The 17,898-nt window shown below is 32.7% G+C and carries 23 protein-coding genes and 2 pseudogenes; 21 read left to right on the forward strand and 4 right to left on the reverse strand.

The features are described from left to right. Positions 1 to 9: 9 nt before the first annotated feature. The 7 genes and pseudogenes from AB5359_RS02615 (at position 10) to AB5359_RS02645 (ending at position 4,245) form a co-directional block, all read left to right on the forward strand. Entirely contained in the window at positions 10 to 240 is a 231-nt protein-coding gene (locus AB5359_RS02615) for a heavy-metal-associated domain-containing protein (protein WP_048687045.1), read from the forward strand. Next, positions 240 to 791 carry a hypothetical protein gene (locus AB5359_RS02620; protein WP_003648812.1) on the forward strand — a complete coding sequence of 184 codons (552 nt, stop codon included), beginning with the start codon at positions 240 to 242 and terminating at the stop codon, positions 789 to 791. Before AB5359_RS02615 ends, AB5359_RS02620 begins: the two co-directional genes overlap by 1 nt. A gap of 17 nt (positions 792 to 808) precedes the next feature. Further along, positions 809 to 1,438, forward strand: coding sequence for a Crp/Fnr family transcriptional regulator (locus AB5359_RS02625; RefSeq protein WP_020807827.1), 630 nt, complete (start codon positions 809 to 811; stop codon positions 1,436 to 1,438). A gap of 126 nt (positions 1,439 to 1,564) precedes the next feature. Continuing rightward, positions 1,565 to 2,083, forward strand: a complete 519-nt coding sequence (locus tag AB5359_RS02630) for an N-acetyltransferase (RefSeq protein ID WP_048687044.1) — start codon at positions 1,565 to 1,567, stop codon at positions 2,081 to 2,083. An 89-nt stretch (positions 2,084 to 2,172) separates the two neighbouring features. Beyond that, positions 2,173 to 3,038: pseudogene (locus AB5359_RS02635) on the forward strand (NAD(P)-dependent oxidoreductase). Between the two features lie 117 nt (positions 3,039 to 3,155). After that, entirely contained in the window at positions 3,156 to 3,602 is a 447-nt protein-coding gene (locus AB5359_RS02640) for a MarR family transcriptional regulator (protein WP_368287189.1), read from the forward strand. 121 nt (positions 3,603 to 3,723) lie between these two features. Beyond that, positions 3,724 to 4,245, forward strand: a complete 522-nt coding sequence (locus tag AB5359_RS02645; RefSeq protein WP_020807824.1) for a methylated-DNA--[protein]-cysteine S-methyltransferase — start codon at positions 3,724 to 3,726, stop codon at positions 4,243 to 4,245. Between the two features lie 20 nt (positions 4,246 to 4,265). On the opposite strand, the gene AB5359_RS02650 is transcribed toward AB5359_RS02645, so the two are convergent. The 3 genes from AB5359_RS02650 to AB5359_RS02660 form a co-directional block, all read right to left on the reverse strand. Then, positions 4,266 to 4,484, reverse strand: coding sequence for an NAD(P)H-dependent oxidoreductase (locus AB5359_RS02650; protein ID WP_077410386.1), 219 nt, complete (start codon positions 4,482 to 4,484; stop codon positions 4,266 to 4,268). Continuing rightward, positions 4,468 to 4,695: an NAD(P)H-dependent oxidoreductase gene (locus AB5359_RS02655; protein WP_368280184.1), complete on the reverse strand. Its 228-nt coding sequence runs from the start codon at positions 4,693 to 4,695 to the stop codon at positions 4,468 to 4,470. Before AB5359_RS02655 ends, AB5359_RS02650 begins: the two co-directional genes overlap by 17 nt. An 85-nt stretch (positions 4,696 to 4,780) precedes the next feature. Continuing rightward, the gene (locus AB5359_RS02660; RefSeq protein ID WP_048687035.1) at positions 4,781 to 5,101 is read right to left on the reverse strand and encodes a multidrug efflux SMR transporter; all 321 of its coding nucleotides are present in this window, start codon (positions 5,099 to 5,101) and stop codon (positions 4,781 to 4,783) included. Between the two features lie 50 nt (positions 5,102 to 5,151). Here AB5359_RS02660 and AB5359_RS02665 point away from each other — a divergent pair, with 50 nt between their 5' ends. The 14 genes and pseudogenes from AB5359_RS02665 (at position 5,152) to AB5359_RS02730 (ending at position 17,185) form a co-directional block, all read left to right on the forward strand. After that, complete coding sequence (locus tag AB5359_RS02665; protein ID WP_048687033.1) at positions 5,152 to 5,256, forward strand: hypothetical protein; 105 nt, start codon at positions 5,152 to 5,154, stop codon at positions 5,254 to 5,256. Between the two features lie 128 nt (positions 5,257 to 5,384). After that, entirely contained in the window at positions 5,385 to 6,473 is a 1,089-nt protein-coding gene (locus tag AB5359_RS02670) for an LLM class flavin-dependent oxidoreductase (RefSeq protein ID WP_048687031.1), read from the forward strand. A gap of 69 nt (positions 6,474 to 6,542) precedes the next feature. After that, positions 6,543 to 7,024, forward strand: a pseudogene (locus AB5359_RS02675) (GNAT family N-acetyltransferase). A 131-nt stretch (positions 7,025 to 7,155) separates the two neighbouring features. Next, positions 7,156 to 7,647, forward strand: coding sequence for a GNAT family N-acetyltransferase (locus AB5359_RS02680; protein ID WP_048687029.1), 492 nt, complete (start codon positions 7,156 to 7,158; stop codon positions 7,645 to 7,647). Between the two features lies 1 nt (position 7,648). Next, positions 7,649 to 8,305 (forward strand): HI_0552 family protein, encoded by a 657-nt coding sequence (locus AB5359_RS02685; RefSeq protein ID WP_048687028.1) that lies wholly within the window; start codon positions 7,649 to 7,651, stop codon positions 8,303 to 8,305. 78 nt (positions 8,306 to 8,383) lie between these two features. Then, a complete protein-coding gene (locus tag AB5359_RS02690; protein ID WP_048687026.1) occupies positions 8,384 to 9,664 on the forward strand; it encodes a replication-associated recombination protein A in 1,281 nt (426 codons plus the stop codon). A 40-nt stretch (positions 9,665 to 9,704) separates the two neighbouring features. Further along, positions 9,705 to 10,559, forward strand: a complete 855-nt coding sequence (locus tag AB5359_RS02695) for an amidohydrolase family protein (protein ID WP_232001040.1) — start codon at positions 9,705 to 9,707, stop codon at positions 10,557 to 10,559. A 139-nt stretch (positions 10,560 to 10,698) separates the two neighbouring features. Then, positions 10,699 to 11,412, forward strand: a complete 714-nt coding sequence (locus AB5359_RS02700) for a Bax inhibitor-1/YccA family protein (protein ID WP_048687024.1) — start codon at positions 10,699 to 10,701, stop codon at positions 11,410 to 11,412. 300 nt (positions 11,413 to 11,712) lie between these two features. Beyond that, positions 11,713 to 12,507, forward strand: a complete 795-nt coding sequence (locus tag AB5359_RS02705; RefSeq protein ID WP_048687022.1) for a helix-turn-helix domain-containing protein — start codon at positions 11,713 to 11,715, stop codon at positions 12,505 to 12,507. Positions 12,508 to 12,679: 172 nt separating this feature from the next. Beyond that, complete coding sequence (locus AB5359_RS02710) at positions 12,680 to 13,717, forward strand: ABC transporter permease (protein WP_368287190.1); 1,038 nt, start codon at positions 12,680 to 12,682, stop codon at positions 13,715 to 13,717. Continuing rightward, on the forward strand, positions 13,714 to 14,577 hold the full coding sequence (locus tag AB5359_RS02715) for a hypothetical protein (RefSeq protein ID WP_232001039.1): 864 nt from the start codon (positions 13,714 to 13,716) through the stop codon (positions 14,575 to 14,577). The genes AB5359_RS02710 and AB5359_RS02715 overlap by 4 nt, the downstream gene beginning before the upstream one ends. 390 nt (positions 14,578 to 14,967) lie before the next feature. After that, positions 14,968 to 15,837, forward strand: coding sequence for an ATP-binding cassette domain-containing protein (locus AB5359_RS02720; RefSeq protein ID WP_048687018.1), 870 nt, complete (start codon positions 14,968 to 14,970; stop codon positions 15,835 to 15,837). 26 nt (positions 15,838 to 15,863) lie between these two features. Beyond that, positions 15,864 to 16,241 (forward strand): aldo/keto reductase, encoded by a 378-nt coding sequence (locus tag AB5359_RS02725; protein ID WP_368280186.1) that lies wholly within the window; start codon positions 15,864 to 15,866, stop codon positions 16,239 to 16,241. A gap of 68 nt (positions 16,242 to 16,309) precedes the next feature. Beyond that, positions 16,310 to 17,185 (forward strand): aldo/keto reductase, encoded by an 876-nt coding sequence (locus tag AB5359_RS02730; RefSeq protein ID WP_048687017.1) that lies wholly within the window; start codon positions 16,310 to 16,312, stop codon positions 17,183 to 17,185. Positions 17,186 to 17,231: 46 nt separating this feature from the next. Here AB5359_RS02730 and AB5359_RS02735 read toward each other — a convergent pair whose 3' ends face one another. Continuing rightward, the gene (locus tag AB5359_RS02735) at positions 17,232 to 17,882 is read right to left on the reverse strand and encodes an endonuclease III domain-containing protein (protein WP_048687015.1); all 651 of its coding nucleotides are present in this window, start codon (positions 17,880 to 17,882) and stop codon (positions 17,232 to 17,234) included. Positions 17,883 to 17,898 lie beyond the last annotated feature (16 nt).

Below are 17,898 nucleotides of genomic sequence, written 5' to 3' on the forward strand. Positions count from 1 at the left end.
AAGATTTTTATGCAAAAAGTAATGATGAAGTTAGGTGGCATGACTTGCCCATCTTGTTTAACCAAGATTGAAAAGGCAGTTGAAGATGTCGATGGTACAGATCAAATCAAGGTATTATTTAATGCCGGTAAGTTAAAGTTCATGATGAATACTGATAAGGCTAATGTTGACGATGTTAAAACAGCAATCGAAAAGATGGGCTATGAAGTCAAGGGTGTAAAGGCAAAGGAGCTAGCCTAATGAAGGCTGAGGAAGCATACAAGGCAGAATTAAAGCAAAGTGATATTGATCATCATACGCCTACAGCGGGTGCAATGGTGGATCACATTATTGCTAATTTATTAATCCATACTTTGAAAATAGATCAAGCTAAGTTCTTCGCCAAGGGGTCGGCTAGTTTATTTTTAGAACAGCGTGCTGATGAGTGGATCAGATATGAACAGAATGAGTTTAACCAGTTAAATCAAATTTTAGTTAATAACGGCGAAAGTATTCCTACCACTACTGATCAATTTAAAGAATATACTATGCTTGAGGAGAATGGAGCAAGTAAGTACGAAAATGGTCAAGATCAACTTTTCGCTTTAGTAAAAGACTTTGATACACAAATTTTATTTATTACTAAAGCAATTGCCTTAACTCAAAAAGAAACTTGGCCAGAATTGAGTGCTAATTTGATTGAACTGCTAGCCTGGATTAAGGAACAAATCCGTCAATCGCAAAACTTTTTAGGTCATGAATTGCGTGAAAGATTATATACTGAAGAAGATGATGACGACGATGATTTTTAACTAAAGGAAGTTTTTAGATGGCAGAGTTATGTGTACATTTAGTTCCATTATTTAATGCATTACCAATAAATGATCAAATGCAAATAGAAGAACTAGTTCACCATCAAAATTATCAAAATGGTGAATTAGTAATGGATCCTACTTCAAGTAATAATTTAGTAATTGTTGCTCATGGTGGTGCCCGCCTTTATACTTTAGACGAAAATGGCCGTGAAAATATTACCCAGATTTTAAAGACGGGTGATTATGCGGGTGAAAACTGGTTATTTGGTGAAGCAAATACGAATACTTATGTGGAAGCTACAGAAAATAGTGATATTTGTTTACTCAACCGAAATGATTTTTTAGCTTTAATGAAAAAGAAGCCAGAATTAAGTATTCAACTCTTAGAACAAAATATTATTAAAGTACGTGCTATGCATAAGCAAATTCAATTATTAAGTTTGCCTAAGGTAGAAGATCGACTATTGAGTTATTTACAGGCTTATGCAAAACAAGTGAATAAAAATTCATTTACTTTGCCCCTAAAAATGAAAGATTTAGCCTTGTATTTAGGCACTACTCCCGAAACTTTATCGCGTAAATTTGTACTGTTAGAGAAGCAGGGGAGCTTAAAACGAAAACTACGTCATATTGATTTATTATAGTTATTAAAGATCTACGAACTAACTGGTTCGTGGATTTTTTGATTATCGGAAATTAATAAAGAGTAGTTTTTAAATTCAAAAAGGAGATGCTCCTTTAATAAAATTTTATTAAAGGAGGGAGACAATATGTCACTAATTTATATTCGTCAAGCAGCCAAAAATGACCTTGAACAAATCATGCCGATTATTGATGAGGCAAAAAAGTTTTTAAAAGAAGAGGAAAATCCGCAATGGCAAAGTGGTTATCCCAATGTTGAGACTATTACAGCCGATATTAAAGACGGGGCCGCTTGGGTCTTAATCGTTGATCAGAAAATTGCTGTTTATACTGCAATTACGGATGGACCTGATCCTAATTACAAGCAGATTGATGGTAAATGGAAGAATGATCTTGATCCTTATGTGACCATTCATCGCGTTGCAATTTCTGATAAGTATCGCGGGATGCATCTTGCTAGCTATTTAATGAGCAGTTTGATTTCAATGCACTATGCGGAAGGCATAAGGAATTATCGCGTTGATACTTTTCGAACTAACGACGTAGTTTGGCATATTGTTGAAAACGCTGGCTTTGTAAAACGTGGCAATATTAAGAATATGGATCCAATTGATCCATACCGTGTTGCTTTTGAATTAAATTTATAGTTTTAGAATGAATAGAGGGGGCTTAATTGCATCCCTCTTTTTTAGTAGCATCTAATTAAATAGATTGTTAATTAAAGGAAACAAAAATTATGAAAATTGGATTTATCGGTATCGGTGTAATGGGTACAGGGATTATTAATAACTTACGGAAAAATAATTATGATGTAACTGTCTATAATAGAACAAAAGCTCATGCGCAAAAAGTTTTGGATAATGGGGCTAAATGGGCGGACAATCCAGCTGAACTAACTAAAAAAGTTGATATTTTATTCACTATGGTTGGCTTTCCAAAAGATGTTGAAGATATTTATTTTGGTCAGGATGGTATCTTGATTGTCGCCAAAGCTGGTCAATATGTTGTCGATATGACCACGAGTAAACCTAGTCTGGCACAAAAGATTGATCAAATTGGTGAAGAAAAAGGCTTACATATCTTAGACGCTCTGGTTTCTGATGGGGATATTGGCGCCAAAAATGGAACTTTAACGGCCATGATCGGTGGCCATAAAGAAGACCTTAATCATTTGCATGATTTATTCATAACCTTTGCTAGGAAATTAAATTATTTTGGCAGTTATGGTAGTGGACAACATGCTAAGATGGCTAATCAAATTATGATTGCTGGAGAACCATGACTGGCATGACCGAAATGCTGGTATATGCTAAAGCGGCACATTTAAATTTAGAACAAATTTGTCAAACCTTGCAGTCTGGTGCAGCAGAAAATTTTAGTCTAGATTCATATGGTCCAAAAATATTGCAGGGTGATTATACACCTGTTTTTTTTGCTAAACATTTTTTAAAAGATTTGCGTATTGCCTTATAAGAAGCTGATAAGATGCAGTTAGATCTGCCTGCGACTGAAGAAGCAAGGCATTTATATGAAATCTTGGTTGACCAAAAGAAATTGGGCAATGATGGAACACAAGCTTTGATTAAGTTGTGGTGGAAGTAATGAGTTTCAGAACATCATTAGCTGATAAAATGCGGCAGCTGCTGTGGTTTCACTAATTTGTTTTGTACTCACTTTTATCTTAAAAAATAGAACTAAACCAGAATTATAGTGAGATCAATGAAAATATATGATTACATCAATAAAGTTAAAAAATTAGATATTCTTTTGTCAAAGGAGATTGCTCAAATATTATTACGACAGGGCGTTCCTTTTACTAAATCACAAATTGAAGTAGTTATGTATTTATATCATCATCAAGATCAAGTTGTGTATCAGCGTGACTTGCCAGATGTTTTGGGAATTACGCGACCAATGGCTAATGGATTAGTAAAACATCTGATTCAGAAAAATGCTGTAAAATTAATCGAAGATTCAGATGATTCAAGATTAAAGCGTATTAAATTAATGCCAGTAGTAATAGCGGATATTGATTCTCGAACTGCTGCTTTTGCTAAAGAATTTAACCAAATGGAAGGTAAGATGACCAAAGGCTCTACTCAGAAGCAGCGTGATGAGTTCGATCAATTGTTGGTAAGAGCTATTAAAAATTTAGAAGAAAAGTAGGAAAATGAGCTTCATTTTTTGGTGTAAAGCTCATTTTTCTTTTTTATGATAATTTTTGATATTAAAATGATATTTTAATTATCTAAATCACGTATCACTATTAATGGAAAGAGGTGGTAAAATGCAAAAAATTGCTTATTATAATTCTCCTGTTGGTCAAATTTTACTAGCTAGTGATGAGCAAGGCTTAACTGGCTTGTGGCTTCGTATTGATCGCTTTTATGCTGATAATTTAGCTAAAGATCATCAACTTGGTAAAAATAAATATTTAGATGATGCTATTAGATGGCTTGATCTCTATTTTGAAGGAAAGAATCCTAAGTTTTTACCTAAATTACATTTAATTGGAACAAATTTTCAAAATCAGGTCTGGTTAGCCTTACTAGAAATTCCTTACGGTGAAGTTACTACTTATAAAAAAATTGCAGAAAAAGTAGCTGGGCGAGCAGATCATTTACCCATTCGAGCAGTAGAGAGTGCAGTAGGTAGAAATCATATTGCTTTAATTGTACCTTGCCATCGTGTAATTGGTAGTAATGGCAATCTTACCGGTTATAGTGGGGGAATTGACAAAAAAATCCAACTTTTGCAGTTGGAAGGAATTGATATTAGTAAGTTTTCACTACCGGCTAACTATAAATGACGACTTTGTTTAAGCGGTAGTTACGCTAGTTTAAGAATTTTCATTCGAGTCGAGGTAAATGTAGTAAATAAAGGTAATAGATATTCATTAATTGTGTGATTTTGCTTGGAACCAAGTTGATAATCAGCTAAATGTGCACCGGTACTGACTGCAACTAGCACTTCCTTGTTATCAAGTGCGTGGCCTTTACTACCATAAGCCCAGCCATGTTCAAGAACCAAATCAAACCACTTTTTCATAAGTGGGGGGAACGCTGTACCAGTACATTGGAAACTGAAAAATGATCCGGTCACTTTTTAATAGGGCATCTTGTTCTGCTTTAATGTTGATATTTTCATCTGGGTAAAGTTCATAAATATTCTTAACTTCTGTTGTTATATCTTTAATTAGCGCTTGGTTTACACTGGACTCTTTTAAGTCGGGGTGAAATAGAAAAATTGTTATTTTCATTTTGTTATCTCTCCTAATTCAATTTTAGTCAGTATAAAGTGCAACGTTGCGTTATAGTCAAGAGAGTAATAAATAAATATTATTTTTAATGTCCAGCAGTAGTTTTAATTCCGATAATTGAAACAATTAATAAAATGACAAAAATCCATGTCATCATATTCATTTGATCATGAAATAAGAATACACCAACTAGTACTGATCCAACAGCTCCAATTCCTGTCCAAACTGGATACGCGATTCCAATTGGTAAATGTTTCGTTGCTATAATTAACCCTGCAAAACTAGCTATCATCCCAATAATTGTTACAATTGCCCAACCAATTTTAGTAAATCCTTGGCTCAATTTCATCGTCGTTGACCATGCAACTTCGAAAATTCCTGCAATTACTAAATAAATCCAAGTCATATAAATTCCTCCAAAAGAAAAGAGCAATTGTATATCTCTTCAAAGGCCTAATGAGATATATAATTACTCTAATTCTTTTGACTCAAGATCCAGGAAGTTATGATGATAATGGTGTTAAACAAATTAACGTGATTGATTGGTTGTTAAAGAGCTGATACATAAGATGTCTATATTTACATATATTTCCGTGTAAATATAGACGTTTTTTCATCTCTTGCATTTCAAAAAATCATATGCTATTATTTTTCTTACTAAAAGTAAGTAAATTTAGGAGTTGATAAAAATGAATATTGAATTAGCTATCTCATCATTTGGTGAAACTACACCATTAGAAGAAACAGGAAAAGCAATTAGTCATGACCAAAGAATCAGAGATTTATTAGAAGGAATTATTCTTGCAGATAAATTGAATATTGATGCATTTGCAATCGGTGAACATCACCGCAAAGATTTCGCTGTTTCAGCACCAGAAATTATTTTAGCGGCAGCCGCTTCGAAAACTAAGCAAATTCATCTTTCAAGTGCTACTACAAATCTACCAACAATTAATCCAATTAGAGTTTACGAACAATACGCAACAATGGATGCAATTGCACCAGGTAGAGTTGAAATTATGGCAGGAAGAGGTTCATTTACTGAGGCATTTGATCTATTCGGATATGATTTAGAAAATTACGATGAACTTTTTATTGAAAAACTCGAAATGCTGCTTAAAATGAACAAAGAGGAAATTCTTGATTGGCCAAAAGGGAAATTTACACTTAGAGTTGACCATAAAGGAATTTATCCGCGTACAAAAAAGCCAATTCCTATTTCTGTTGCTACTGGTGGAAGCATAGAATCGACTATTCGCACTGCAGAGTTAGGTTTGCCAATCGTTTATGCGATAATTGGCGGTGATCCTTTGCACTTTAAACCACTAATTAAGTTGTACAGAAGAGTTGCAGAAAAAGTTGGCAATGATTTAACGAAGATGCCGATTGCTGCCCATTCTTGGGGTTGGTTAGATCAAGATAAAGAAAAAGCCATTAAAGATTATTTCTATCCTACTAAATTGTTAGTTGATCAAATTAGTACGGAAAGACCGCAATGGAACGGAATGACGTATGAGCAATATCTTGAATCGGTCGGAGAAAATGGTGCAATTTTTGTTGGTGATAGCGAAACTGTTGCAAACAAGATTATCAAAGTAATGGAAGAGCTTGGTTTGACTCGATTCTATCTTCATTTACCGATTGCTTCAATGCCACATGAAGATGTTATGAACGCAATTAGAATTTATGGAGAAGAAGTAGTTCCTAGAGTTAAGACGTATTTTCGAGAAAAAGATGAAAAAGAACGTCTCAGATTGAAGTGGAAGAATAATAAGTAAAGCTACGCTGTAACAAGATCTCGTTTTGCTGAGCTACCAATGGTAGAATTATCATAATAAATAGAAATAATGGGCGAAAGCAAAGAGGATATAACTGTCGTGGATAAACTAGAGATTAGAGAATATCATGAAGTTGATTTTGATAGGTTATGTCAGATTCATGATCAAGCAAGAAAACAAGAATTAGAAGCTGCTAATTTAAGTGGGCTTTTAAACCTTTAAAAATTGCAGCATATGAAGAAGATCTATTTTCGTATAATATTTATGTTGGACAAAAGGATAAAAAAGTTATTGGTTTTGTAGCGTTTAGTGATGATGAATTTGCTTGGCTTTACGTAGATCCAAGTTTTCAAAAACAAGGAGTTGGGAGTAAGTTAATAGAGTTTTCATTAAATAAAATGAAACGGCCAGTTTATTTAGAAGTATTAACGGGTAATCCCGCAAAAGAATTATATTTGCACAAGGGATTTAAGTTCTGTAAACACGAATCAGGAAAGATGCCAGGAAACGAAGCTTTTAAAGTTGAAGTGAATTTATTAGTTTACAGGTAGAAAAAAAGAGTTAAAGATATTTATTAGACATAATGAGCTACAAGAGTTACTAACTTTTGTAGCTTTTTTATATTGCAGATAAAACAAGATGATGATATTTTTTAATTAAAAGATAGGAAGAAGTGAATACCATGATTATTCGTAGAGTAACGATGGATGATTTAGGAGAAGTAGTAAATCTAGAATCTGCTGCATTTAAGATGACCAAGGAACAAACCAGAAATGATATGGTTGGAAGAATTGAAAATTATCCTGATACTTTTTTGGTAGCACAAGAAGATGGCAAAGTAATTGGTCATATTTTTGGTCCTACTTTTAATAAACGCTATATTGAAGATGAATTATATTTTGAAAATCATCCTAATCAAAAAGATGATCGCTATCAAATGGTCTTGAGTTTAGCGGTCTTGCCTAAATACCGCAAACAAGGCGTAGCGACAAAATTAATTGAAGCAATGACGCAAGAGGCCAGAAAGCAAAATCGTCAAGCTATATCTTTAACTTGTTTACCGAAATTGATTAAATTTTATGAAAAACGTGGTTTTCATAATGAAGGAAAAACTAGTGATGATATTCCAGATCCAACTGGTGTTACTAGTGTAAATATGATAAGGGCTTTATAAAATGACTAAATTAACTGAAGAAATGTATGCAATTTTTGATCGTGACGAATTTTCTTTTAAAAAGCTGAAAGAGGAATATTCTGAAGAGGAGCTAGCGCAAATAAAAGCAAGTTTTAAAGATGTTTGGCAAACATGGAAAAAGGTAAATCTTAGTGTTTATCTAAAATTACCACAAAATAAATTTGCTAAAGTTCATGTCGAAAGTTGGACAAATGGTTGGAACTTGCGCGATCATTATTGGGCAGCTTATCGTTTAAATACTTTGGCTGATAAAAGCCCCTGCATCGGTGTAATGCTTGATAAAAAGCAATTGCAAGTTTATTTAATGTTTCAACATTATAAGAGTGAAAAACGTGGTGACAGTTCTGAACAATATAATAAATTATTAGCTGATATTCCAACTTGGGCAAAGAATCGCAAAATTAGTAACTGGTACTTATGGGACAAAAATGAGATGGAATTTGTAGATCATTTGTCCTTGAATGATTATTTAAAAGACACACAAAAGCAAACTACATTTAATGAAGAAGCCATCAAAACAAGTTTCTTGCTGGGCAAGTTTGCTTTTAGAAATCAAGATCAAGTTGAAAATATGGAAGAATTTATTTTGGATGGGATTAAGCAATTATTGCCGTTATATGAAAAAATAGAGCGTTAGATAAATTTGTCTAAAACCAGCAACTGTGCTAATAATTAGGGTGAGATTTAATTTACTATAAGTAAGCGAGTGAATTTTATGCCAATAAGAAAGCCATTAGCAGACTTAATCAGGCCTAAAGATTTATCACAGTTTGTAGGTCAAAAAGATTTAATTGAAGAGGGACGTCCCCTTTATCAAATTATTAAAAAACATGTGCCAATCTCACTGCTTCTCTGGGGACCACCAGGAACAGGAAAGACTAGTTTAGCTCAAATTATTGCTCGTGAATTTGACTATCCATTGGCAACTTTTAATGCTTCAATTGATAATAAGGCTAAGCTTACACAGATCATTAATACATATCCTTATCAATCTTTTGTTTTATTAATTGATGAGATTCACCGGATGACCACTACGCTGCAAGATTTTCTGCTGCCTTATTTAGAAAATGGACGTATTCTTTTAATTGGGGCAACTACTGAAAATCCTATTATGTCGATTGTGCCAGCAGTGCGATCACGGTGTCAGATTTTTGAATTCAAAACGTTAAGTGATGAAGATATTGAACAAGTTTTAGTCCGTGCTTTAAAAGAAGTCTTTCATTTTAAAGATGAAAATATTGACCGAAAAGCAGTTAAGATTATTGCAATTTCTGCCGATGGCGATTTACGAGTTGCATTAAATCTTTTAGAAACTATTCATGCAGTTAATGAAGACCTTTCAGTTGAAGAAGTAACGCAATTTGTAAAAGGACAACATTTTGCCTATGACCGAAAAGCAACTAAGCACTATGATTACTTAGCTGCTTATTCCGATTCTATGGCCGGTTCTGACACAGACGCAGCTTTATATTATTTAGCAGTTTTACTTAAAAATGGTGATTTACCTTCAGTAGTCAGGCGTCTGCGTGAGATTCCATATACTTACATTGGTTTAGCTAATCCTGAGCAAGCTACGCAGATTGTGATTGCAGCTAATCAAGCAGAAAAAATTGGGATGCCTAAGGCAAAATATCCCTTGATGTTTGCAACAATGCTGATGTGTTTATCGCCAAAGTCAGGTGTTTTTGATGAAATCTGGCAAAAATTAGACGAAGATACTGATCATCCAAGTAAGCATCCCATGCCACGAGGACTTCGTGATATGCACTATAAACATTCTGAAGAAATAACTGGTGGTGGACTAATTGACAATCCATTTGTGCAGCCCTTTCAGATCGCAAAGCAAAATTACATGCCTAAAGGGCTTGAAGGAAAAAGATATTATTTTGCCAAAGATAACGCAAGTGAGAAAAAGTTTGAACAGCAGTATTTGAAGCTGCATCGATATATTTATGGTAAGGATTATGATAAAGAAGGTAATAACTATGAAAATTGATGCGTTTGCACATATTTTAACGCCGTAATTTTATCAAGCAATGCTTGATATTGATGCGACAATTCCGCAAAAGTATCCTTTTATTAAGATAGAAACTTTAGTTAATTTAGATGAAAGAATAGCCAAGTGGCCTAATAAAAATACTAAGCAAGTTGTTTCTTTTGCAAATATTAATCCAGAAGACTTTGTTGACGGAGACGAGGCAAGTAAGATTGCCCAATATGCTAATCAAGAATTAGCTGGTATTGTTGCAAATCATCCAAAGTATTTTGAAGCTGGAGTAGGGATGCTAGCTATGAATAACATCCCTGCCTCACTTAAGATTCTAGAGAATATTGAGAAAAGTCCTTATTTAGTGGGAGCACAAATTTTCACACGTCATTTAGGAAAAAGCATTGCTGATCTGGAATTTGAACCTATTTTATTAAAAGCAGCAAAACTAAATCTTCCGTTATGGCTTCATCCTGTATTTGATAATCGTAAGCCTGATAATAATTTAGTCTTTTCTTGGGAATATGAATTATCGCAAGCAATGCTGCAGCTAGTTCAAAGTGATATTTTCAAAAAAGCACCCGACTTAAAGATTCTGGCTCATCACGCTGGCGCAATGGTGCCGTTCTTTAGTGGTAGAATTGATCATATTTTAGATCAAGAGCATGCAGAAATGTTTAAGAATTTCTATGTAGATACAGCTATCTTAGGTAATACTCCTGCCTTACAATTAGCACTTGATTATTTTGGTATTAATCATGTTTTGTTTGGAACTGATGCACCATTTGCAGTTATGCCAGCAGGTGCTGATAAGATAGTCACTGATGCAATTGAGAATCTTAATATTTCCGATTTATATGATAAGAAGATCTTTGAGACAAATTACCAACATATGATTAAATAACCTGTTCGTTTATGCAAGACTGAGTGGCTAAAGAACTGCTCAGTCTTTTTATTACAAAAATTTTATAATACATTTCTTTTTTCTTTGTTCTGACTAAGTGCTACATTTAAGATGAAGAGTAGAGATTGGAGGATGTATTATGTATAACTTTGATCAAGAACCAGAACGCCGGCACTTAGTCGATGAATCTGGCCTAAATACATTTCTAAGTAAACTATATGGTTTAATGGCTTTAGCAGTTTTAGTTTCTGCTTTAAGTTCATACTTAACAATGACTGTTTTTGCTAGACAGATGCTTAACTTAATGAATAATCATCCGTGGACAATGTGGTTTTTATTACTTTTACCAATAGCATTGACTTTAATTATTAATTTCAATGCTACTAGAAGTCCAGGAATGAGTTTTGTTTTACTAATGCTGACGGCAATTATTTATGGAGTAACTTTTGCCTTCATTGCGGGAGCTTATACTGGTGAAGATATTGCTTCAGCCTTTGTAGCTTCAGCAAGTGTCTTTATTGTAATGGCTATTCTAGGAACAGTAACAAAACGTGACTTAAGTAGAATTGGATCCTATGCATCAGCAGCCTTAATTGGCTTAATAGTAGCCATGCTCATCAACCTTTTCTTAAAAAATCCAACAATAGATTATATTTTCTCTTTTATTGCAGTTATTATTTTTACTATTTTAACTGCCTGGGATGCTCAAAGAATGAAGAATATCTATTTGCAGTTTGATGGAGAGCTTTCAACAAATGGTTTAGCAGTACTAGGAGCGCTTCAATTATATTTGGATTTTGTTAACTTGTTTCTACAGTTCCTAGATATTTTTGGTTCTAATGATAATAATTAGTCTTTAGCGTTCAAGCTTAATAACTTGAACGTTTTTTTACTTTTAATAAATGTTTTTGAAAATTAAACGATTTGTCGTTAAAATATCACTAATATTTTTCGTAAACATGCCACTGAAGGAACTTGTAAACTAATTGCTAGAGAGCATCCCGATTTATATAGCGCTTTTGAAAAAGGTGTTGAACCAACCGAAGAAGAAAAACAAGAAATGGCAAATTTAGTAAATGGTATCTTTGAAGAGAGAATGAAAAAGCATAAGATGTTGTAAAAATATCTTTCCATTCGCTAGGAAGTGAAAACTATGGAAATTGGCACGATGTTAAGAAATAAGCGAAAAATATTAGGACTAACGCAAGATCAGTTTATTCACGGAATCATTAGTAAATCTTTTTATTCTAAAGTTGAACGAGGATTAAATGAAATTAGCGCAAAGGACTTGTTTGCGATTTTAGAAGCAAATAATATTAACCTAAATGATTTCATAAATAATGCAGGTTCTACTAGTAAAAGCGATAGATTAAAAGTGGAAATTTTAGTTGCTTTTAATAATAAAAATAAACATGAGGTACAAGAATTAAATAAAAAAATACAAGTATCAAATTGTGATCAAACAATCAAACTATCTTCACTTTTGATCAACGCTATATTAAATAATCAATTAGATAAAATAAATTTAAATACTCGTAATGAAATAAAAAAGAAATTATTTGATGTAGAAAAATGGTGGAATAACGTTTACACGCTTCAGTTGTTTTGTAATTCAATGCTTATTTTTAGTTTTGACGATTTAACCTTTTATATACAGCAACTCACAAAGCAAAAGAATATAAATTCTTTGTCCTTTGATGTACAACGGTTGATTGGTTCTATCTGTATAAATTATTTCCATAACTGCTATAAAAATCATCAAACTGATTGTGCCAAATGGGGCTATCAGATAATTGATAGTTTAGCTAAACTTCCTGATTTAGCCATTTATAGGATTATTAAAAACTATTATCAAAATTTTTTTACTGGTAATCAAAAAGAAGCTGGTAAAATCATAGACTTTTTTAAAGATTATGATCTTAAAGAGATATACACGGTCTTACCTTAACTTATGCTTAAGTGTTTCAAATATGAAACATTTAAGCATTTTTTTATTTTCCATTCATACTAATACTTAAAATAAATTTTAAGAAGTGTTACAGATGAACCCAACATATCTCAAATCAAACCTATTAATTGGTTTAAAGTCTAAGAAAAATCAACTTCTCATTATACTACTCGTGCTGTTTATTATCTTTTCTTTATTTATAGTTGAAAAACAAAAGATAGGAGACGGGGCAAAAAGCTGGGAGAATTATGGTCAGTCTCTTCAAGCAAATGCAAATTATTTTGATAGCGAAATGCTAAAAAGACCGACTTATAAAAGCACATATGATAACTTAAACAAGCAGTCACAAGAGCTAGCTAGTCTACAAAATAGTCAAGTTTTTGTAGATCCTGTTCAATATCTGACTAGTTATCGCAACTTATTAAATACTATGCAAGCTGGTTATCACAACCACTACGCAGGCGCTAAAACTTTAAACGTACCATCACAATTCTTTATCAAGCAAGAATTGAATAAAACAGATTACCTAATTAAGCATAAAATTCCAATTTTTATGAATAATGAAAGTTCTGCGACATATCTAATTTATATTTTGTCGGTTTTACGAACTATTATATTTTTTTATCTTTCTTTTATTTCAAGTGATAGTTGGATTATTGATTTACGACATCAGTCTATCTTAAAAAATATTCCTTATCGTTTTAAAGATGAAGTATTTGGAAAAATTATTATTAATTCTACATTAGTTTTTTTGCCGCTTTTATTAGGGATGATACTAGCATATATATTTGCTGGCTTACGTCATGGGTTTGTTACTTTGAATTATCCAGTGATTTTTTATTCTACTAGTATATTAGCTATTCCTCTATGGCTATATTGCTTTTTATTCTTAGTATATCTTTCAGGCCTAATAATCTTTACTACTAGTTTGAGCCTATTTTTAAATCAGTTAACTAAAAATGTTTATCTAACGATTTTTATTGAAGTTATTCTTTATGCCTTATTGTTTTTACCTAAGGCTACTCTAAAATGGCTAGTATTTTTGCCTTTTCCATACCTAAATTTAACTGATTTACTAAATGGCAATTTGGCCAATAAACTAAATTTAAATAGCATTAATTTATTAACAGGATATTGCGTTTTATTAATATGGTCGATATTTTTACTTATCTTATTTAAATATTTGGCAGCAGGGAGGAAAAAGCAATGAAGAAGCAGTATTTTTTATTTCAATTAAAACGTTTTTTCACAAACCCTAAAAATATTGGCTTATTTGCTTTAACTTTTATCCTTTCTCTATATTTTAGATTAGTTAGCGTGCCCAATCGTCAATTAATTGAAAAGGTCGATCCCTATGCCATTAACGGAGAGTATCGTAGATATACATTATTCTTAAATAAAGCAACAACTAAAATAAAGGAAATGCAAGAATCTAAGAATACTCATGAAGTACCTAATGAAGGATATGTTAATGCAATCAAAACGTATCCAGATATTTTAAATTTTGATAAGCATCGAATTAATGGAATTAAGGCAAACAACTGGAAAGAATATGTAATTTACTCAAGTAAGTGGTACAAATACGTTGATCACTTGATTTTTGTAGATGAAAATCAGCAGTTCTTATATCCCGTTCAGTACTATCAGAATGATAATTACCGTGAAGATGGACACTTTGCTTATCAACGAACAGCTCATTTTTATGATGCACTAGCTAAAAGCAAACAGCCACTAACTAAAAATATTGTTGAAGAGAAAACGACTTTACAAATATTACAAAATTCTATTTCTGGTTGGACAACATTAATTCTAATTATTTTTGTAGTTCTTTTTGCAGCTGATATCGTAACTAATGATCGCAAATACTATTCAGTGTTGAAAGATATCCCATTAAGCAAAAATACTATTCTCTGGATTAAAACTGGGGTAGTTGAAATAGGTGTACTTTTCAACTACTTACTAGCTTTTATCGTGGTTACTTTGTGTACTGCACCTCGATATGGTTTTGGTTCATTTAAGCTAAGGACAACATTTTATACTGGAAGACTATATTTTATTCAGCCCTTTTAATATCCAACGCTTGGTAATTACTTTATTCAGTTTGGAACATTTGCTATTTTAATTGTTTTTCTATTTATTAGACTTACTATTTTACTTTCAATTATTTTTAAAAATGAATATGTAGCCGAATTATTAGCAAGCGTCTTTGCAATAAGTGGGAAAGTTCTATATTTCTCTTTAGGTATGGGATTTGTCTACCCAATTTTACAAAGTTTACCAATGACTTATTTTACTATTGGAGAAAGCTTGTCCGGAAATTTGTCCTATCTAATGGATTCACCAGGATGGGGATTTAATTCCGGTATAGTTCCACTAATGTTGTCAATTGTAATTATTGAAATTTTTATGTTAATTATTAGTAGGTCAAAGAGAATTAAACTGATAAGGAGATGAGATTAAATGCTTGAATTAAAAAATATTAAATTATCATTTGGGAATCATATAGTCTTAGATAATTTAAATTATAATTTTCAAAGTGGTAAGATTTATGGATTAGTTGCACCAAATGGCACAGGAAAATCCACTTTAATGAATGTCATCTTAAATAATTTGAAACCGCAGAATGGATATATTGCGTACGATAATTTGCAATACAAGAATGAGAAGACAATTGTTAGATTACACAAAAAAATTTGTGCTTTTCCTGATCAAAGTGACTTATTTCCTTTTATGACTGGTAAAGATCATTTAAAACTCTATGCTAATTTATGGAAAAATAATCCTGAAAGTATTGAAAAGATTATTTCTACTCTTAAAATGGAAAGCTACGTCAGTCGAAAAGTTGAAACTTATTCATTAGGAATGAAACAACGTTTATGCTTTGCAATGGTAGTGGCAGCCAACACTCCAGTGATGCTTTTAGATGAAGTTATGAATGGCCTTGATCAACAGAATGTCCAATTGATTTCACAAGTTTTATTGGATTTGCGGTCGCAAAACAAGCTAATAATTATGGCATCCCACTTATTGCAAAATCTCCAACAATATGCGGACCAAGTCTTATTTTTAAAAGATGGGAAGATAATTGAAGACTTTAATAACAAGGCAGAAACTGAGCAGTACTTAGAATTTAAGAGTTCAACTCTACTTACTGATATTCTGAACAATGTTGAAGTTCAAACTTTACCAAATAAAACTAGTCTTATAGCAATTGATAATATAAATCAAGAAACATTTAATCAAATAACGAATTATTTGATTAAAAATAATATTTCATTTTCAGTTACGAAAATGTCTTTAGAAAATCTATTTAATAAATTCTATGGTTAATTTATAGCTCCTTAGCTAGTGGTCGATTGGCACATCCATTTGGTACGCAAACTGTTAGAAGAAAACAAGATCTTTTTTCAGAAAAAGATAAGTATGGTAAAACTGTCAATATTGATCGCACAATTATTGATGAAGTAGAGAAAATAGCTCGAAATCGCAACACTTCAATGGCCACAATTGCTCTTGCTTGGCTCAAAACAAAGGTGACTGCTCCGATTGTTGGGGCTACAAAGGTACACCACTTAGATGCCTTAGAAGAAGCTATCAAGATTAATTTAAATAAAGAAGAAGTCCATGCGCTCGAGGCGCCATATAAAGCGCATGACCTAGAAGGCGTGATGGCTGATAACCGTAATCGTGAACATAATTGGACTCAGTATTTAATTAATGACTCTGAAAAATAGTCTTATTTATTTTATTTATTACTTTTCTAGCACTAAAATGAAGTTGTTAGAAAAAGGAGGACTATACTATGACAGAAGTTCCAACAATTACATTAAATGATGGTAATAAAATGCCTCAGTTAGGTTTAGGCGTGTTTAGAATTCCGGACCATGAAAAAGCAAGACAAACAGTAGAAATGGCTTTAGCAAATGGGTATAGAATGATTGATACTGCTGAGGCATATGACAACCAAATTGCAGTCGGTGAAGCTATTGCTGAGAGTGCTGTTAATAGAGATGACATCTTTTTAACTACTAAGATTTGGGTTTCAAATATGTCGTATGAAAAGGCTACAAAGGCAATTGATCATGACTTAAAAGAATTAGGTACTGATTACATCGATTTGGTATTACTTCACCAACCCTATGGCGATACTTTTGGTGCTTGGGATGCTTTAGCAGCCGCTAAGCGCGCAGGTAAAATTCGCTCAATTGGTTTATCAAATTTTTATCCTGATCAATATATGAACTTGGAATTAGCTCATAAAGATAAGCCAGCAATTAATCAAATTGAAATTAGTCCTTGGTTCCAGCAAACTAATGATGTTAAGTTCTTCCAAGGAAGAGACGTAGCAGTTGAGGCTTGGGCACAATTTGCAAATGGTAAGCACGACATTTTCAATAATAAAGTTTTGAAAGAAATTGCTGAGAATCATCATAAAACTGTTGGACAAGTTATCTTACGTTGGTTAACTCAAAAGAGCATCGTAGTTATTCCCAAGGCTGTTCATGATGAACATCAAAAAGAGAATATTAATATCTTTGACTTTAAACTAACACAAGATGAAATGGCAAAGATTAAGGAACTAGACAAGGGCGAAAGTCAATTCTTCGACCACCGTGATCCAGCTGCTATTGATAACATCTTTGGTGAAAGTTTGAGACAACTTCGTGATTCAGAATAATTAGGTCAATCTAATACAAAAGAGGCTAGCTTAGTACTAGTCTCTTTTACTTTGCAATTACTAAATGATAATCACCTAAAAAGGTGCTTTCAAAATCTTTTGGAAGTTTATATTGCTGGTTAAATATAACAATCATCGCATGAAAGTTCTGATAATTACGCAGTGTAAAATGATCGACATTAGCTTCAACTAAATCTTTTGCCTTTTGATAAGAAACTGGAAGTTGGTAATCTAAACAATTAAATAATCGTCTAGCATATTTATCAACGACGAACTCGCCTTTCTGAATACCATACATTAAGATTACATCTGCTGTTTCTGGACCAATTCCTTTAATGCTAAGCAGTTCAGAACGTAACTGGTCTTTAGATAATTGGCGACATTTATCTAGGTCAAAATCATATTTCTGAAAGTAGGTTGCTAATCTTTTCAGAGTAGCAGCTTTTCTAGTATAGAAGCCAGCAGAAGCAATGGCCCTTTCTAATTTATCATCGGGCGTCTTTAAGATGTTCTCTGGCCAGAAATTAGTGGCTTGGTACAGAGTTGCTAAGGCCTTATCAACATTTTTCCAATTAGTATTTTGAATCAAAATTGTTGACCAAATTACTTGCCAGTCGCTTCGCCCAGGCCACCAGCCATTAGGATCTAGGTGGTCGTACATTAAGTCATAGAGTTCATTCAAATTGATCTTTTTCATTATTATTCCTCCACTA

Origin of the sequence: Lactobacillus sp. RTP31084st1_F9_RTP31084_210423, from assembly GCF_040919545.1 — a bacterium.
Lineage (GTDB): Bacteria > Bacillota > Bacilli > Lactobacillales > Lactobacillaceae > Lactobacillus > Lactobacillus paragasseri.

Coding starts and splice junctions, on each gene's coding strand:
- AB5359_RS02615 (WP_048687045.1), top strand. CDS start 10: ATGCAAAAAGTAATGATGAAGTTAGGTGGCATGACTTGCCCATCTTGT.
- AB5359_RS02620 (WP_003648812.1), top strand. CDS start 240: ATGAAGGCTGAGGAAGCATACAAGGCAGAATTAAAGCAAAGTGATATT.
- AB5359_RS02625 (WP_020807827.1), top strand. CDS start 809: ATGGCAGAGTTATGTGTACATTTAGTTCCATTATTTAATGCATTACCA.
- AB5359_RS02630 (WP_048687044.1), top strand. CDS start 1,565: ATGTCACTAATTTATATTCGTCAAGCAGCCAAAAATGACCTTGAACAA.
- AB5359_RS02640 (WP_368287189.1), top strand. CDS start 3,156: ATGAAAATATATGATTACATCAATAAAGTTAAAAAATTAGATATTCTT.
- AB5359_RS02645 (WP_020807824.1), top strand. CDS start 3,724: ATGCAAAAAATTGCTTATTATAATTCTCCTGTTGGTCAAATTTTACTA.
- AB5359_RS02650 (WP_077410386.1), bottom strand. CDS start 4,484: ATGAAAAAGTGGTTTGATTTGGTTCTTGAACATGGCTGGGCTTATGGT.
- AB5359_RS02655 (WP_368280184.1), bottom strand. CDS start 4,695: ATGAAAATAACAATTTTTCTATTTCACCCCGACTTAAAAGAGTCCAGT.
- AB5359_RS02660 (WP_048687035.1), bottom strand. CDS start 5,101: ATGACTTGGATTTATTTAGTAATTGCAGGAATTTTCGAAGTTGCATGG.
- AB5359_RS02665 (WP_048687033.1), top strand. CDS start 5,152: ATGAGATATATAATTACTCTAATTCTTTTGACTCAAGATCCAGGAAGT.
- AB5359_RS02670 (WP_048687031.1), top strand. CDS start 5,385: ATGAATATTGAATTAGCTATCTCATCATTTGGTGAAACTACACCATTA.
- AB5359_RS02680 (WP_048687029.1), top strand. CDS start 7,156: ATGATTATTCGTAGAGTAACGATGGATGATTTAGGAGAAGTAGTAAAT.
- AB5359_RS02685 (WP_048687028.1), top strand. CDS start 7,649: ATGACTAAATTAACTGAAGAAATGTATGCAATTTTTGATCGTGACGAA.
- AB5359_RS02690 (WP_048687026.1), top strand. CDS start 8,384: ATGCCAATAAGAAAGCCATTAGCAGACTTAATCAGGCCTAAAGATTTA.
- AB5359_RS02695 (WP_232001040.1), top strand. CDS start 9,705: ATGCTTGATATTGATGCGACAATTCCGCAAAAGTATCCTTTTATTAAG.
- AB5359_RS02700 (WP_048687024.1), top strand. CDS start 10,699: ATGTATAACTTTGATCAAGAACCAGAACGCCGGCACTTAGTCGATGAA.
- AB5359_RS02705 (WP_048687022.1), top strand. CDS start 11,713: ATGGAAATTGGCACGATGTTAAGAAATAAGCGAAAAATATTAGGACTA.
- AB5359_RS02715 (WP_232001039.1), top strand. CDS start 13,714: ATGAAGAAGCAGTATTTTTTATTTCAATTAAAACGTTTTTTCACAAAC.
- AB5359_RS02720 (WP_048687018.1), top strand. CDS start 14,968: ATGCTTGAATTAAAAAATATTAAATTATCATTTGGGAATCATATAGTC.
- AB5359_RS02730 (WP_048687017.1), top strand. CDS start 16,310: ATGACAGAAGTTCCAACAATTACATTAAATGATGGTAATAAAATGCCT.
- AB5359_RS02735 (WP_048687015.1), bottom strand. CDS start 17,882: ATGAAAAAGATCAATTTGAATGAACTCTATGACTTAATGTACGACCAC.